The 17141-nt window shown below is 35.9% G+C and carries 12 protein-coding genes, 1 rRNA gene and 2 pseudogenes; 2 read left to right on the top strand and 13 right to left on the bottom strand.

Annotated features, from left to right (window positions below; translation table 11 throughout):
- The 4 genes from HX13_RS08045 to folE all read right to left on the bottom strand — a co-directional run.
- A 16S ribosomal RNA gene (locus HX13_RS08045) occupies nt 1–140 on the bottom strand; the annotation flags it as partial.
- 1468 nt (nt 141–1608) lie between these two features.
- Nucleotides 1609–3075: a cysteine--tRNA ligase gene (gene cysS / locus HX13_RS08040; protein WP_050020655.1), complete on the bottom strand. Its 1467-nt coding sequence runs from the start codon at nt 3073–3075 to the stop codon at nt 1609–1611.
- A gap of 123 nt (nt 3076–3198) precedes the next feature.
- Nucleotides 3199–3630 carry a DinB family protein gene (locus HX13_RS08035; protein WP_050020654.1) on the bottom strand — a complete coding sequence of 144 codons (432 nt, stop codon included), beginning with the start codon at nt 3628–3630 and terminating at the stop codon, nt 3199–3201.
- A gap of 3 nt (nt 3631–3633) precedes the next feature.
- Nucleotides 3634–4299 carry a GTP cyclohydrolase I FolE gene (gene folE / locus HX13_RS08030; RefSeq protein WP_050020653.1) on the bottom strand — a complete coding sequence of 222 codons (666 nt, stop codon included), beginning with the start codon at nt 4297–4299 and terminating at the stop codon, nt 3634–3636.
- A gap of 102 nt (nt 4300–4401) precedes the next feature.
- On the opposite strand from folE, the gene HX13_RS08025 reads away from it, so the two are divergent.
- A complete protein-coding gene (locus HX13_RS08025; RefSeq protein ID WP_050020652.1) occupies nt 4402–5553 on the top strand; it encodes a hypothetical protein in 1152 nt (383 codons plus the stop codon).
- 78 nt (nt 5554–5631) lie between these two features.
- Nucleotides 5632–6318, top strand: a complete 687-nt coding sequence (locus HX13_RS08020) for a hypothetical protein (protein WP_128572273.1) — start codon at nt 5632–5634, stop codon at nt 6316–6318.
- 53 nt (nt 6319–6371) lie between these two features.
- Here the strand turns inward: HX13_RS08020 and metF are convergent.
- The 9 genes and pseudogenes from metF to HX13_RS26285 all read right to left on the bottom strand — a co-directional run bounded on the left by metF (nt 6372) and on the right by HX13_RS26285 (nt 17136).
- Nucleotides 6372–7333 (bottom strand): annotated as a pseudogene (gene metF, locus HX13_RS08015) (methylenetetrahydrofolate reductase [NAD(P)H]).
- 271 nt (nt 7334–7604) lie between these two features.
- Nucleotides 7605–8039, bottom strand: a complete 435-nt coding sequence (locus tag HX13_RS08010; RefSeq protein ID WP_050020650.1) for a hypothetical protein — start codon at nt 8037–8039, stop codon at nt 7605–7607.
- Nucleotides 8040–8431: 392 nt separating this feature from the next.
- Nucleotides 8432–11093 (bottom strand): annotated as a pseudogene (gene metH, locus HX13_RS08000) (methionine synthase).
- Between the two features lie 7 nt (nt 11094–11100).
- A complete protein-coding gene (locus HX13_RS07995) occupies nt 11101–11937 on the bottom strand; it encodes a fatty acid desaturase family protein (protein WP_238555164.1) in 837 nt (278 codons plus the stop codon).
- Nucleotides 11870–12175 (bottom strand): hypothetical protein, encoded by a 306-nt coding sequence (locus tag HX13_RS23835; protein WP_238555163.1) that lies wholly within the window; start codon nt 12173–12175, stop codon nt 11870–11872. The genes HX13_RS07995 and HX13_RS23835 overlap by 68 nt, the downstream gene beginning before the upstream one ends.
- Before the next feature lie 102 nt (nt 12176–12277).
- On the bottom strand, nt 12278–13288 hold the full coding sequence (locus tag HX13_RS07990) for a homocysteine S-methyltransferase family protein (protein WP_050020647.1): 1011 nt from the start codon (nt 13286–13288) through the stop codon (nt 12278–12280).
- A 77-nt stretch (nt 13289–13365) separates the two neighbouring features.
- Nucleotides 13366–14526, bottom strand: coding sequence for an O-succinylhomoserine sulfhydrylase (locus HX13_RS07985; protein WP_050020646.1), 1161 nt, complete (start codon nt 14524–14526; stop codon nt 13366–13368).
- Nucleotides 14527–14654: 128 nt separating this feature from the next.
- Nucleotides 14655–16166, bottom strand: coding sequence for an ACT domain-containing protein (locus HX13_RS26290; protein ID WP_128572271.1), 1512 nt, complete (start codon nt 16164–16166; stop codon nt 14655–14657).
- A gap of 85 nt (nt 16167–16251) precedes the next feature.
- Nucleotides 16252–17136 (bottom strand): alpha/beta fold hydrolase, encoded by an 885-nt coding sequence (locus tag HX13_RS26285; protein WP_410493112.1) that lies wholly within the window; start codon nt 17134–17136, stop codon nt 16252–16254.
- Between the last annotated feature and the right edge of the window lie 5 nt (nt 17137–17141).

The following is a 17141-nucleotide window of genomic DNA, read 5'->3' as shown; positions in this document are numbered from 1 at the left end:
CCCCAGATAAAGGCAGGTTGCACACGTGTTCCGCACCCGTACGCCGCTCTCAATTGCCCGAAAGCAATCTACCGCTCGGCTTGCATGTGTTAGGCCTCCCGCTAGCGTTCATCCTGAGCCAGGATCAAACTCTCCATTGTATGTTTGTCTGACTCACTCAAAGTTTTTAACGCTTTAGTTTTTCCTTACTTGGTTGTTATATTGTATGTCAATGATCTTTATATCTTCCGCTTTTTAACGAAGCAATCTTTCTGTCTATATCCGCTCCGTATTTGCGAGTGCAAAAGTAAAACTTTATTTTGTAATGACCAAATGTTCCTAAAGAAAATTTTAAAGTTTTTTAAGTAACCTTAATCCTTCTCAAAACCTCAATCACCCCTACTCCTGCGCTCCGATTTATTCGGACTGCAAAGATACAAACTCTTTTTAAAACCACAACTCTTTTTGTCAAAAAGTTTTTAAGTTTTTTTTCGTCCGTCTCTTTTTGAAGTATTATAATGTTCTTGCTTACCTAAAAGCTCTTCTGCGCTTACTGACTCTCTCTCGTTTTCAGTGGGGCAAAGATAACAACTTTATACAACGCAAAACAAGTCTAGTTAACATAAAATTCATTTTCCATTCCTATTTTAAGCTAAAAGGCTGGCAATTAGCGATAAAAATTATAAACAAATGTTTAAGGGGGCAATTGGAAAATTAAAAGTTGGAGTATTTTTTTTTATCAATGACGGCTGGATGGTAAATTAATCATTGTTTTTAAGCTTTGAGAATATTATAAATACACCTATTCAATAGGCACGGGCTTTAGCCCGGGATCAATAAAAACCATAAGATTCCACCGGCTTTAGCCAAAACATATATATAATAATACCCATACATGACTCATTTTTATTTATACACTGAATAACAAGGTAAGTGTGTTTAAGTTTGGCTAAAGACAAGGGAAAGGGAGTCAGATGCATGGTCAGCTAAAGCCTGTGATTAATAAAGCTAGTGATATCGTAATGAAAAAAAGAATTCCTATTTTATTTCACCATAGATTACACGGATTGACACAGAGGAATGTGGAGAGTTGAATTGAGGAAAGAAAACTAAACGAGTTATATATTTAGCGGCTAAGGTCCACTCAATTCATTAGATAGGCCTAATTTTTATAAATACGAAGTAGAATGCTAGCTCATTAAGATGATAGTGGAGCAATGGCCTGCAATAAGAAGATAAATAATAACAAAGAAATAGATCTGTGATAAGAATAAATTCAGAAATAAAAGAATAAAATATCCTTGTCAAGGTTTAAAACCTTGACAAGGATATTAGATCTGCAAAATCAACGGGAATTTAAAAAAAAGCAATATTTTAATTATTTATCTTAAAAACATATTTATCAAGTTCAGCATTACAGTTAGTAATATCATACATGTATTGCTTGATTTTCCACACTTATTTATATGGAGATACTATAAGGAAATAGGAATAAAGATGCAAATTTGAGTCGAGAGAGCCTGAATTTCTTATTGAGTAAGGTTAAATTCTAAATAGAATAAAAAAATTCCGTAAGAATCCTAAATCACAGACTCTTACGGAATTTTTATAAAACTAAAACGTTTATTTTTAATTCAGAACATAGGATGTTCCATCTCTACCATCTTTTAATTCTATCCCTTCAGCAAGCAACTTGTCTCTGATCTGGTCTGAAAGTTCGAAGTTTTTGGATTTTCTTGCCTGATTTCTTAGCTCAATTAAAACTTTTAAGGTTTGATCCAATTTTTCGTTATTGTTTTCCTCTACAGTTTGTAATCCCAGAACATCGAAGATAAAGGCATTCAATGTTGACTTTAGATCTTCAAGATCTGTTGTTGAAATCGTTTCTTTGCCATCATTTAAAGCGAAAATATATTTTACGGCTTCAAATAAATGAGCGATCAGGATTGGAGAGTTGAAATCATCTGTTAATGCGTCATAACATTTTTTCTTCCATTCTGTAAGGCTGAACCCTGATTGTTTGCTTTCGTCAGGGATAATGGAGTTCAATACTTTCACAGCTTCCATCAATCTGATAAATCCTTTTTCGCTGGCGATCATTGCATCATTGGAAATGTCTAAAACACTTCTGTAATGGGCCTGCAGGAAGCAAAAACGTACAATTGACGGATGGAAAGGCTTTTCAAAAAAGTCATTTTCTCCTGTTACCAACTGCATCGGAAGAATATAGTTTCCTGTAGATTTACTCATACGCTGGGAATTCATCGTCAGCATATTGGCATGCATCCAATAATGCACCGGAGCAGCACCATTGCAAGCTTTCCCCTGGGCAATTTCACATTCATGATGTGGGAACTTCAGGTCCATCCCTCCACCATGGATATCGAAAGTTTCACCCAGATATTTTGTACTCATTGCAGTACATTCAAGGTGCCATCCCGGAAAACCTTCTCCCCAAGGCGAGTTCCATCTCATAATGTGGGCTGGAGATGCTTTTTTCCAAAGGGCAAAATCCTGTGGATTCTTCTTCTCTCCTTGTCCGTCAAGATCACGGGTATTGGCAAAAAGCTCTTCAATATTGCGTTTTGAAAGTTCACCATAGTTTAACCCTCTTTTATTGTATTCCAATACATCGAAGTATACGGAACCATTGCTTTCGTAAGCGAAACCTGTGTCTATTAATTTTTGGGTCAGCTCAATCTGTTCTACGATATGTCCTGTTGCTGTAGGCTCAATATTTGGAGGAAGCAAATTGAACATATCTAAGACCTTATGGAAATCTACTGTATATTTCTGAACAATTTCCATAGGTTCCAGCTTTTCCAGTCTGGTTTGTTTTACGAATCTGTCGTTATCTACATTTCCGTCATCAGTAAGGTGTCCGGCATCGGTGATGTTTCTTACGTATCTTACTTTGTATCCTAAATGCATTAAGGTACGGTAGATAAAATCGAAGGAAAGAAAGGTCCTAACGTTCCCCAGATGCACATTACTATACACAGTAGGTCCGCAGACGTACATTCCTACGTTTCCTTCCAAGATCGGTTTGAATATTTCTTTTTCCGCTGTAAGCGAGTTATATATTTTTAGTTGCATTTATTTTTTATTAAAAGATTCAATAGTTTTAAGATTCAAAAATTAGTTAAAATAAAAATCCGACACAACAAATAATTGTCGTGATAAAAATTTTATATGAAACTTTTTTAAATTTTATCATCATTAAATCGCTTTTAAGTGATGCTGCAAATGATCTACATAATCCTTAATGATAAACTCCAGGGTAAACCTTTGAAGTTCTGTTTTGGTAGTATCGCAGGTTCTTTGCAGTGCTTCATCGGGAATATTTTCTACAACATGAACAATCTGATCATTCAACGCTTTCCAAAGATTAATCAATTCGGAAATGGGAATGTTCTGATAGTTCTGGGCCTTTACCCAAATATTCTGATCATATACGATATTCTCGTTCTCTTTATATTGAGTGACTACAAATCTACGGATATTTGTAAAAGCACTGTCACAAAGGTGGCCTATAATTTCTTTTTTAGACCATTTTTCAGGGCCGGCTTTATACTCCCATTCTTCTTCAGAAATCGTCTGGAATCTCTGAAGTTCTGCATCTATAATATTTTTAAGGATCTGGTAGTTCATGGACTAGTCTAGTTTTGCATGGCTTCCTACATAATGTAAAAATTCCTGCCTTGTAATTGGGTTCGTTCTGAAGATACCACTTAATTCTGCTGTAATCGTAGAGCTTGCTGTATCTTTTATTCCTCTACAGTTTACGCAAAGGTGCTTGGCGTCAATAATACATGCCACATCTTTTGTACCCAATGCTTCTTTTAAAGCGGCTACTATCTGCATTGTCAATCTTTCCTGAACCTGGGGTCTTTTCGCGTAATAGTCAACAATCCTATTGATTTTAGATAAACCAATAACTTCGCCATTTGAAATATAGGCAACATGGGCCCTTCCTATAATGGGCAAAAAGTGGTGTTCGCAGAAAGAATATACAGTGATATCCTTCTCCACCAACATCTGACGATATTTATATTTATTGGAAAAAGTAGATATCCCCGGTTTGTTTTCAGGAAGAAGCCCTCCAAAAATTTCATTGACATACATTTTGGCTACCCGTTTTGGAGAATCTTTCAAAGAATCATCTGTCATATCTAATCCCAGGGTTTCCATAATCTCTCCGAAAAGCTCGGTAATCTTTTCTATTTTTTCCTGTGGCGATTTATCAAAAGCATCTTCCCTTATAGGCGTATGTTCTTTTCCTGTGAAAATATCATCGTCGTTATCAGTAAAATCAACCATTTTTATTTAATTTGCAGCAAAAATACGGATAATATCTGTTCCTCTGTATTCAATTGGGACGAAAACATTATCTTTTATAACCTACTCTGATTAAGAAAGCCTATGATTATTGTCGAAGAAGTACAAAGCAAAGACCAAAAAAGGGAATTTCTGGAATTTCCGGCACAACTTTATCAAAACGACAAAAACTATATACGCCCCCTAGACCGCGATATTGAGGATATTTTTGATCCGGAAAAAAATAAATTTTTCAGAGAAGGAGCATGCAAAAGATTTCTATTCAAAAACAATAACAAAACAGTAGGAAAAGTTGCCGTTTTTATCAGTCCTAATTATCAGCAAAAACAACCTACCGGAGGATTGGGATTCTTTGATTGCATCAATGACCAGGAAACCGCCAATTTTATTTTCGATTACTGTAAAAACTGGCTTCAGGAAAGAGGAATGGAAGCAATGGACGGGCCAATCAACTTCGGAGAGCGGGATAAGTTCTGGGGACTTCTGATTGAAGGTTTTACTGAACCCCTGTATGGAATGAACTATAATTTTCCTTACTATAAAGATCTTTTTGAAAATTATGGATTTCAGATTTACTTTGAACAACTTTGCTTTACGAGGTCTATATTTGCAGAAGTCTCAAGGGCCTTCACTATTGCCCATGAAAGAAACCGAAGAAACCCTGCTATTTTGGCAAAACCTATGAAAAAAAATAATCTTGGGAAGTTTGCTAAGGACTTTACAGAAATTTATAACAAAGCCTGGGCATCTCATGGGGAAGGAAAACAATTGGAAGAAGCAAAAGTTTTAAGAATGTTCAATAAAATGAAACCCATTATCAATGAGCATATTTCCTGGTTTGTTTATGAAAATGAAAAGCCTATCGCTATGTGGATCAATCTGCCTGATCTGAATCAATGGTTAAAATATTTAAATGGAAAACTAGGAATGTTCGAAAAACTTCAGTTTCTATGGTTAAAGCGGTTCAAAAAAAATGAAAAAATGGTGGGGCTCGTATTTGGTGTGGTTCCGGAATGGCAAAAAAAGGGAATAGACGGTTATATGATTTGGGAAGGTACACAACATTTGAGAAAGCATACCAATTTTACGATTACTGAACTTCAGTGGATTGGTGATTTTAATCCGAAAATGATTAAGATTGCGGAAATGCTTGATACCACAGTAACCAGAAAATTGGCTACTTACCGGTATTTGTTTGACAGGAATAAGGAGTTTGAGAGACATCCAAAATTATAATTCCAATCTATATGTACTTTCGCGGCAATAATTGTATTTTTGAAAATAACTTTAATAATCTAAACAATAGCATATAGAATGAAAAAAATAATTATAAATATATTATTGTTGTCAATAATTCCTCTTTCTGCACAACAAATTACTACATTGAGTTATGATGGATCACGCTTATTGAATCATACATTCTACCAGAATGGAGATTCCAGTAGTAAGGGAATCAATTATGAAGATATACAAGGTACTCCTTACTACGACCAAGTATTTTCACTTGCTAAATTTATTATTACTGACAAAGCAGAAACTGCTTTAGCACGTTATAATACATACTTTGATGAAATCGAATTTAAGAAAGATGAAGAAACCTATTCTTTAGCTCCGAACAGCCCTTTTAACAGAATCGAATTTACCAGAACAAAAGAAACATTAGTAAAGCTTGATACTGGTGATGATTTAACAGGATATTTTTTTGAATTGGCAAACGGTAAAAATTCACTTTATAAAAAAGTAAAATCTGAATTTAAGAAGGCTGTAACTGCAAGAAACTCATATGAACTAGACAGACCAGCAAGTTTTGTTGCACTAGCTCCAGCTTATTATATAAAAACTGAACAAGGATATATTATTAAAAGGCCAAGAAAAATAAACGATATTTTAGAAATCCTTCCTTCCCAAAAAAAAGATATAGAAACCTTTGTTAAATCTAACAACATAAAATTAAATAAAGAAGAGGACCTGATAAAATTGATTAATTTTCTAAATCGATAAAAAACATAACCCCTGTGAATATCACAGGGATTCCTTCATTTCTGGTACTTTTATTAGAATAGCTCACCGGCTATTTTTTTAATATTATCGCTTTTCCCCATGGAATAGAAATGCAAAACAGGAACTCCAAAATTGAGTAATTCTTTACATTGGGTAATTGCCCATTCTATTCCTATCTGCTTTACAGCTTCATTATTTTTTGCGTTTTCTACTTCGTTGATCAGTTCTTCAGGGAGATCTATTTTAAAAACCTGTGGCAGGATTTTCAAATGTCTCTTTGTTGCAATCGGTTTAATTCCCGGAATGATAGGAACGGTAATTCCCATTTCCCTTGCTTTCTGAACGAATTCGATATACTTTTTTATTGTCAAAAAAACATTTGGGTGACAATATAATCTGCTCCGGCATCCACTTTTTGCTTCAGCCATTTCAAGTCATAATTCATGGAGGGAGCTTCCATATGCTTTTCGGGATATCCGGCAACTCCGATGCAGAATTTGTTGAGTTCGTCACAAACCTGTTCTTCATTGTGAAGATATTTCCCTCTTCCGAGGTCATTAATCTGGTTCACAAGCTCCATCGCGCTGGCATGTCCGCCCTGAGTAGGTTCGAAGTACTGATGCCCTTTCATCGCATCTCCTCTTAATGCCATTACATTATCAATACCAAGGTACATACAGTCTACCAGAAGATATTCTGTTTCTTCTTTGGTAAAGCCACCACACAATAGGTGCGGAACAGTATCCACATTATATTTATGCTGAATCGCTGCACAAATACCAAGGGTTCCGGGACGCATCCTTGTGATGCGGCGTTCCATCAGTCCATTTCCTTTATCGATATAGATATATTCTTCTCTTGAAGTGGTAACGTCGATAAATGGTGGTTTGAATTCCATCAACGGATCAATATTCGTGTACAAATCTTCAATACCAATTCCCTTTTGTGGCGGAACAACTTCTAGAGAAAATAAAGTTTTTCCGTTAGCATTTTTTATGTGTTCTGTTATCTTCATTCTGTAATTCTTACTTTGATTTAGTAATATTCAATTATGAATTGTGTTTTATTCCTTAATTCTCCGTTTACAGTATTACTCATTTCAATCATGTTGCCTTTTCCATCATATTTAAAACTATAAACATTTGTCATTTTACCCGGATAGAAGTTTATTGGAAAATAGGTAGAATAACATGAGCTACAATTGATAGTAATCAATATTACTTTATTGTTCTCTCCGTAAAGAATATCTGTTGTACTTGCTTTCTGTTTATTCTTTTCAAAAATTTTTATTGATTCTGTTTTTTATCATCGTAAGTATATTCTATCTCACCTTCGTTCGTTTGGGAACCTGCTCCTACATCTAAAACATAGTTTTCTTTAATCAATTTATGTTGATTGTTGTAAGTGAAAGAATGTTTATTCTTTAAAACACCAAAATAATGAGTCCTTTCTATTGAAATACAATTCTCATTGTCATCATATTTGTACACAACATTTTCTGATTCACGGGTTTGTCCGGGTTGAACCTGTATCACATAATCTGTATTAACCATATTCGTTAATACATTTTTCTCATATTTAAACTCACTTTTCCTTTGAATTTTATTATTGAAATACTGTTCTTTTTTTATAATCTTGTCATTTTCATAATAAAATTTAGTGACTGTAGAATCATTTTTACTTGTAGTATATTGACTTTTGATTCTTATCAATTTTTCCATCAGGAGTTATTTTTTTTTGAGATAATAAAAACTTTTCTTTGTTATTATTATACTGCGTCGTGATTATTTCATTCTTATTCTGAGAGGTTATATATTTTGAACCACCTTTATAGTTACTTTCTACAATATTTCCGTCTTCCGAATATTGAACGGATTGGGAGAACTGTTCATCTAGCAAATAAGTTATTTTTTTTTTATTTTATTTTTTTGAATACCAATCCGGTGCTCTATCCAAAACATAATCAAACAACAATGGATTAAAACTTACATTCACCAAAGGAATCTGGTTATAATTTATATATCCTATAAAATCTTTATCATTATATTTTTGGGCATAACTTTGAGTAAAAAAAAGTAAACAAACCCATATAAGAATATTCTTATGCATAATTTTAATCTGTTAAATTTGGTGACAACCATTTTTTCGCTTCCTGGATGCTGCAATTTCTTCTGTCTGCATAATCCTTAAGCTGGTCTTCTGTAATTTTTCCTAATCCGAAGTACTTGGCATGTGGGCTTCCGAAATAATACCCTGAAACTGATGCTGTTGGAAACATTGCTAAACTTTCGGTAAGAAAAACCCCTGTATTTTCTTCTACTTTTAAAAGATCCCAGATGGTTTTCTTTTCCAGATGGTCCGGGCAAGCCGGATATCCCGGCGCAGGACGGATTCCTTTATATTTTTCAGCAATAAGCTCTTCATTACTTAAGTTTTCCTGGTTAGCATATCCCCAGTATTCTGTTCTTACTTTTTTGTGTAGAAATTCTGCATAGGCTTCTGCAAAACGGTCTGCCAGCGCTTTTACCATAATAGCGTTGTAATCATCATTGGCCTTTTCATATTCTTCTGCCAGTTCATCTGTTCCGAAGCCTGTTGTGACGCAAAACACTCCCATATAATCAGTTTTACCGGAACTTTGCGGTGCAATAAAATCACTTAATGCCAGATAATCTTTTCCTTTTGATCTTTGAGCTTGTTGCCTTAAGGTTAAAAATCTAGCCTGCTCGTTATTATTTTCATCAAAAATTATGATATCATCGGTTTCATTGGAATTAGCTTTGAAAATTCCAAAAATGGCTTTTGCTGTTAATAGCTTTTCGTCAAGAATCCTATTTAAGATAACCTGTGCATCTTTGAAAAGCTCCTTTGCCTGTACTCCTACCACCTCATCTTCTAAGATATTCGGGTATTTCCCATGAAGATCCCAGCTTCTGAAGAACGGAGACCAGTCTATAAAAGGCAATAGTTCTCTCAAATCCTGATTTTCGATTACAGTTATCCCTAATTTATTCGGTGTAAAAATTTCTTCGTTTTCCCAGTCTATTTTGAATTTATTTTCTCTTGCTTCTTCAATAGAAACGTAATCTTTATCAACCTGCCTGCTCAGGAACTTCTCTCTGAAATCCGAATAGTCATTCTTCAGGTCAGAAACATACTCTTTATTTCTGTCTCCCAATAGGGAACTTACCACATTTACTGCTCTTGATGCATCATTAACGTGAACTACGGCATTCTTATATTTTAAATCGATTTTCACTGCGGTATGTGCTTTTGAAGTGGTGGCACCACCTATCAATAACGGGAAATCCAGGTTTTGTCTTTCTAATTCTGATGCGATATATACCATTTCATCCAGACTGGGGGTAATCAATCCGCTTAGTCCAATCACATCTACTTTTTCTTCAATGGCAGTCTGAATAATTTTTTCGGCAGGAACCATCACCCCAAGATCAACGATTTCATAATTGTTACAGCCTAAAACAACACTCACAATATTTTTTCCGATATCATGAACATCGCCTTTTACAGTAGCCATTAAAATTTTTCCATTAGCAGGTTTTGTATTGTCTTTTTCTGCTTCTATAAAAGGTTGTAAATAAGCAACTGCTTTTTTCATTACTCTTGCAGACTTTACCACCTGGGGAAGAAACATTTTTCCGCTTCCAAATAAATCCCCTACAACTCCCATTCCCGTCATCAGATTAATTTCAATAACATGCAGTGGCTTTTCGGCCTGTTGTCTGGCTTCTTCCACATCTTCTTCAATAAAGCGATCAATCCCTTTCACCAGGGCATGGGTGATCCTTTCCTGAAGAGGATAACTTCTCCATTCTAAATCTTCAGTTTTCTCTTTTTTTACTGATTTATGCTTCTCTGAATACTCAAGAAGCCTTTCTGTAGCGTCTTCTCTCCTATCCAGAATAACGTCTTCTACGAGCTCCAGTAATTCTTTATTGATTTCGTCGTATACTTCCAGCATAGCAGGATTTACAATTCCAATGTTCATTCCTGCCTGAATGGCATGATAAAGGAATACGGAATGCATTGCTTCTCTTACAGTGTCATTTCCACGGAATGAAAAAGAAACATTGCTGACTCCTCCGCTCACAGAGGCATAAGGAAGGTTTTGTCTTACCCAGCGCGTAGCTTCGATAAAATCGATCGCATTTCTTCTATGCTCATCCATTCCTGTTGCCACCGGGAAAATATTTAAATCAAAAATGATATCTTCTGCAGGAAATTTCACCTGATTAACCAGGATATCATAAGATCTCTTTGAGATTTCAATCCTCCGTTCAAGACTATCTGCCTGTCCTACCTCATCAAATGCCATTACGATGACTGCTGCCCCATATCTTTTGATTGCTTTTGCGTGTTTGATAAATTCTTCCTCACCTTCTTTCAGGCTGATGGAATTCACCACACATTTTCCTTGTGCCACCTGAAGACCTGCTTCGAGAATCTCCCATTTGGAGGAATCTACCATGATTGGAATTCTCGCAATATCCGGTTCGGAGGCAATTAAATTCAGAAATTTGATCATGGAAGCTTTTCCGTCAATCAATCCGTCATCAAAATTTACATCCAGAATCTGTGCCCCTCCTTCTACCTGATGACGGGCAATATCTAATGCTTCAGAGAATTTCTCTTCTTTAATCAGTCTTAAAAATTTTTTTGGAACCGGCAACATTAGTTCTTTCACCAACGTTAATGAAATTACTCTCCGGTGTTATGATCAGAGGCTCAAGGCCTGATAATCTTAAATATTTCATCAATTTTTTATTCTTCTAAAATATAGTAGGCATTATTGGCATTCTGCTTCAATAAATCTCTATGCTTGCTTAAAGCAGTCATCAACGGAAATCTTTTATACGCCAGCCCATGTTCTTTGGCAAATTTTTCAATTTCCTCCGTGATTTCATTATAATACATATAACTGTAATTGGGAAAAAGATGATGGGCAACATGGAAATTAAAGTTCCCCAATACATTTCTTACCAACCAGTTATTTTCTTTTAAATCATTAGTCACTTCCAGCTGGTGACGAAGCCAGCTAAACGGGAGACCATTATCTTTACTTAATTTCGGAAAAGCGTTATCCGGTAGCGGGTGTAAAGGCAAAAGCACAAACAAAGCAAAGATACTTGCAGATATCACTTGTAAAAACCAGGCTCCTAATGCTAAGCCTATTGATACTTTAAAGAACACAACAGGAACTACAATCTGATAAAAAAAGTAAAATAGTTTATAACCCACCATTTTTATTTTTTCTACAACAGGTATGCTGCCTTGTGTTTTTAAAATCACTCTGTCTTTATCAAAGAAATCTCTAAAGTCTCTTATAAACATCCAGTTGAACAAATACAACGGGTATACTAAAAAGAAAAACTTATGCTGATATTTCTGAATCCCTTTAGCTTTGATCCATGGAACGATTAATAACAAACCGCTTTGCTCTATATCTGTATCCCATCCATCCACATTAGGATATGCATGGTGACTTACAATATGCCTTTTTTTCCAGATGTAGGAATTGGCCCCTACGAAGTCAAAGATGTGTAAGACCAGCCAGTTCAGTTTTTTGCTTTTTATAGATGTTATTATGAGCTGCTTCATGAATTAGATTCAAATAAATCAGGACCAGAAAGATTCCCATCAGAATAAAACTCAATATATAAAGCCAATGCTTTTCTGCATTTAAAACAGCCAATAAATATAACCCAACATAACTCAACGGCAGAATAACTGCTTTGATCTGAATATAAATATCCCTGTTTTCAGGAATGGCTTCTACACGTTGGTTCACTTTCTTTCTTAATTCATTAAACAGTTTAGCATCTTCTGGATCTTTCAAGTAAATCGGCTTTTCCATTACATTAAATTTTGTGGTTTATTTAAAATTAATATTTATAAGCCAGCCTACATCTTTGATTTTAATTAAAAAAAATCTATTAAATCATACTAATTTCCTCAATTTTCTCGGCTCATATTTTTCTACCAGATCAGCAATTGCTTTTATATGTTCGGGAGTTGTTCCGCAGCATCCTCCGATAATATTGATCAAACCTTTTTCTACATATTCTTTAATCTGCCTTGCCATATCTTCCGGTGTTTCATCATATTTCCCGAATGCATTGGGCAAGCCTGCATTGGGATAGGCTGAAACATAGAATTCTGAATTGTGGGCTAGTGTTTCCAGGTAAGGTGTTAATTGATCTGCTCCCAATGCACAATTGAATCCCACACTTAATAAGTTCAGATGGGAAACCGAAATGAGAAAGGCTTCTGCTGTCTGTCCGCTCAATGTTCTTCCTGAGGCATCGGTTATTGTTCCTGAAACCATGATAGGAATTTCAATTCCTCTTTCTTCCTGTAGCTCATCGATCGCAAATAAAGCTGCTTTAGCATTGAGTGTATCAAAGATGGTTTCTACCAAAAGGATGTCAGAGCCGCCATCTAACAGAGCTTCACACTGCTGTTTGTATGCTACCCGCAATTCTTCAAAAGTAATAGCTCTGTATCCCGGATCGTTAACATCAGGACTTAAGCTTGCCGTTCTGTTGGTAGGTCCGATAGATCCTGCTACGAATCTTGGTTTATCAGGATTTTTTGCTGTATATTCATCACAGGCTTTTCTGGCAATCTTTGCGGATTCATAGTTCAGCTCATAAACGAGTTCTTCCATGTGATAATCTGCCATGGCAATCGTAGTTCCTGAGAATGTATTGGTTTCAATGATATCGGCACCGGCCTCCAGGTATTTTTTATGAACTTCTTCTATAGCCTGAGGCTGTGTCAGGGAAAGCAGGTCATTATTTCCTTTCACCGGATATTTCCAATCTTTGAAGCGTTCACCACGGTAATCTTCTTCCTCGAACTTGTACCGCTGAAGCATGGTACCCATTGCCCCATCGAGGACGAGGATACGTTCATTAAGGGCTTTGTTTAGTGATTCTATATTGGTCATAGTCTCTTGTTTTGATGAGAATGGCAGGACTGCGTCCTGTTTTGTGTTAAATCGCCCCTTCGGGGCTCTCTGTCTGATTAATCTAATGCCTGTTTTAAGTCTGCGATAATATCATCTATATTCTCTAAACCAACTGAACAACGCACCAGGCCTGCTGTAATTCCTACTTCGTTTCTTTCTTCATCAGTCAGTTTCGAGTGTGTTGTAGATGCCGGATGAGTGACGATTGTTCTTGTATCCCCGAGGTTTGCAGAAAGCGAGCACATTTTTATCTTATTAAGAAAGTTTCTTCCGCCTTCTATCCCTCCTTTAATTTCAAAAGCGACAATATTACCTCCAAGCTTCATTTGTTTCTTAGCTATCTCGTAGCTCGGGTGAGATTTCAGGAACGGATATTTTACCAGTTCTACATTGGGGTGGCTTTCCAGAAATTCTGCTACTTTCAATGCATTTTCACAGTGTTTCTCCACACGGATCGCCAATGTTTCCAGGCTCTTTGATAAAACCCATGCATTGAAAGGTGATAATGCAGGCCCGGTATTTCTTGCAAAGAGATAAATTTCCCTGATCAGTTCCGCTTTTCCTACTGCTATGCCTCCTAGCACTCTTCCCTGTCCGTCAATCAGCTTCGTCGCAGAATGTACAACAACATCCGCACCATATTTAACGGGCTGCTGAAGATAAGGAGTTGCAAAACAGTTATCTACAATAAAAATAAGATTATGTTTCTTTGCAATTTTCCCGAAAAATTCCAGATCCAGGATTTCAATGGCCGGATTGGTAGGGGTTTCGAGGTATAGGACTTTTGTATTGGGTTTAATCAGTTTTTCAACGTTTTCTGCATCTTCGGCTTTGAAATAGGTTGTTTCGATATTCCATTTCGGAAAATACTTCGTAAACAATGTATGGGTAGAACCGAATACCGACTGACAGCTTACGATATGATCTCCTGCGCTTAACAATGCGGCAAATGTTGAATAAATAGCAGCCATTCCTGTTGCAAATGCATATCCGGTTTCTGCTCCTTCCATTTTTGCGATCTTCTCTGTAAATTCTGTTACGTTCGGATTAGAAAAACGGCTGTAGAGGTTTTTAGGTTTTTCTTCTGCAAAACTCGCTCTCATATCTTCAGCATCCTGAAAAATAAAGCTGGATGTAAGATATAGCGGAGTAGAATGTTCATCAAACTGTGTTCGCTCCGTTTGTGTTCTTATTGCTGATGTTTCAAAATTTTCCATATAGTTTTAATTTGTCAATTTACCAATGTAGCAGTCTAACAATATAACAATGAGATTCTTCATTTTGCCCAGAACGGTAATAACCATCATTGGTACACTGTTATATTGCCAGATTTTTACATTAGTTTTTATTTTGTTTCACTTACTCTCAAAATATCTCCGAATACGCCTCTTGCTGTTACCTGTGCTCCCGCTCCGGCTCCCATAATCACGATAGGATTTTCTCCATAGCTTTCTGTATAAATCTCAAAAATGGAGTCTGAACCTTTTAGCTGTCCCAATGCTGAAGTTGCCGGAACAGAAATCAGCTGCACATCCAGTTCTCCTTTGTCTTTCTGCAAGTCTCCATGTAAATCACCAACATACCTCAATACATGGCCGGGCTCTTGATTTTCTTTGATCTTCTGATATTCTTCATCCAGTTCTCCAAGTCTCGAAAGAAATTCTGATTTTGAAACGGAAAGTAAGTTTTCCGGAACAAGGTTTTGAATATGGATATCTTCAAACTCATTGATCAGGTCCAGTTCTCTTGCTAAAATCAATAATTTTCTGGCTACGTCGTTTCCGGACAGATCTTCTCTTGGATCCGGTTCGGTGTAGCCTTTTTCCAGAGCTTCGTTAATGATGGTTGAGAATTTATCATCTCTCAAAGAGAAATTATTAAAAACATAACTTAGTGTTCCTGAAAATACTCCTTTGATCCTTGTGATATTTTCTCCTGAAAGGTGCAATAATTTAATCGTATCAATTAATGGCAAACCAGCTCCAACATTAGTCTCGTACAAATAACGTCTGTTATTTTTGTTCAACGTATATCTTAGTTTACGGTATTCTTCAATAGGAAGTGTATTGAAAATTTTATTGGAAGAAACCAGGTCGAAACCATTTTCCGCCAATGCATGATAATTTTTAACAAAGTCCTTGCTTGCCGTGTTATCTACAACAATGAGATTTTCCAACTGATTTTCTTTTGAGAAACTGATCAGCTCTTCAATATTGGAAGGTTTTTCTGCCGCCAGCACCTCATCATTCCATTGGGTATCAAACCCTTTTTTATTGAAAGCTATTTTCTTTGAATTGGCTACAGCCACTACCTTAAGGTCTATATTTTTACGTTTTTTAATTTCATCCGAAGATTCCAGCACCTGTTCTATGAGTGTTTTTCCAACGTTTCCATGTCCAATGATTGCCAGATGAACAGTTTTCGGTTTTTTGAAAATTTCGGATTCTATAATATTTTTAGTTTTCTCATCCTGCGATGATGTAACAACGATATTTACTCTATTTTCACCGGCCACTTGATTTAAAAGCAACGGAAAAACGTTATTTCTGGCCAGTTCGGCAAATACTTTATTGAAGTCTTCTGCTACAAAACCAATAACAGAAACATTATTAATACTATATATCTGGGATACTTTACCTGATTTTCTTTCTTCTTCAAATTCATCAATAAGGCACGTTACAGCTTTCTCTGCATCATTTTCATGTACTAATATGGAAATTCCGTTTTCTATGGCCTGCTGAGAAATTACGCCTACACTGATGCGCGCCAGGGTCAGCGCTTTAAAAATTCGTCCGTCAATTCCAATTTCGCCTAAAAAATCTTCTCCTTCAAATTTGATGATTGATCTGTTCTTCAAAAAATTTTATTTCGTTAGCATTTTTCATTACTATAAAATGTTTTTTATGATATTGTTTAATTGTTGATATTCCATTAGGAAGGCATCATGCCCATGTACAGATTGGATCTCGTGATAAGAAATATTCTTTTTTTTTCCTTTTTAGATTTTCAAAACACATCCGTATTTCAGAAGCGGGAAAGAATAGATCGGTATCAACGGAGATCATGTGCATTCGTGCTTGTATTTTCTCCAATGCTGATTCATCAGTATTAATATTCATCAGTAAATGATTCATCAGTTTATAGGCTTTTAAACTAAATCTTTCGTTTAAAGCATTACCATGATAAATAAGCCAGTCTTCTGATTCTAACCTTTCTTTTTCCTGATTGTATTTATTTTGAAATCTGTCGTTAAGTGATTGTGGAGTTCTGTAACACAACATGGCATGAATTCTTGCTTTTTGTAATGGCTCATCTTTATCATTCAATAAAAATTTCTGAACCAGACATTGTGCATGGAGCCAGTCGTGGGTTCTGTGATCGCAGGCTATGGGAATAAAAATTTCGGCCAGTTCGGGTTGCTTGGCAAGCATCTCCCAGGCAATTCCTCCTCCTAAGGAGCCTCCAATAATGGCATACACGTTTTTGATATGCAGTGCTTCCAGCCCTTTCAGAAATATACCGGCGATATCTGAAGGAGTGAAATCTTCATAATTTTCAATTAAAAAATGATCGTAACCGTTTCCGGGAATATTAAAACACAGAACAGTGTATTTTTGGGTATCTATCACCTGATTTTCTCCGATCAATTGCTTCCACCATCCTTTTTCTCCTGAAACATTGGAATTTCCGGTAAGGGCATGGTTAATCAAAATAATGGGGGCAGTAAACAGGTCTTTCCCGAAAAGCTCATAACTCAACGGGATATTATATTCCTTATTGGAATTGGTTTGATACGAAAGATTAATATAGTTTAGTTCTGTTTTCAATTCTA

The organism is Chryseobacterium sp. P1-3 (assembly GCF_000738495.1).
GTDB lineage: Bacteria > Bacteroidota > Bacteroidia > Flavobacteriales > Weeksellaceae > Chryseobacterium > Chryseobacterium gallinarum.
The sequence above is the reverse complement of the archived record's forward strand: the minus strand, read 5'-3'. Positions and strand labels throughout refer to the sequence as shown.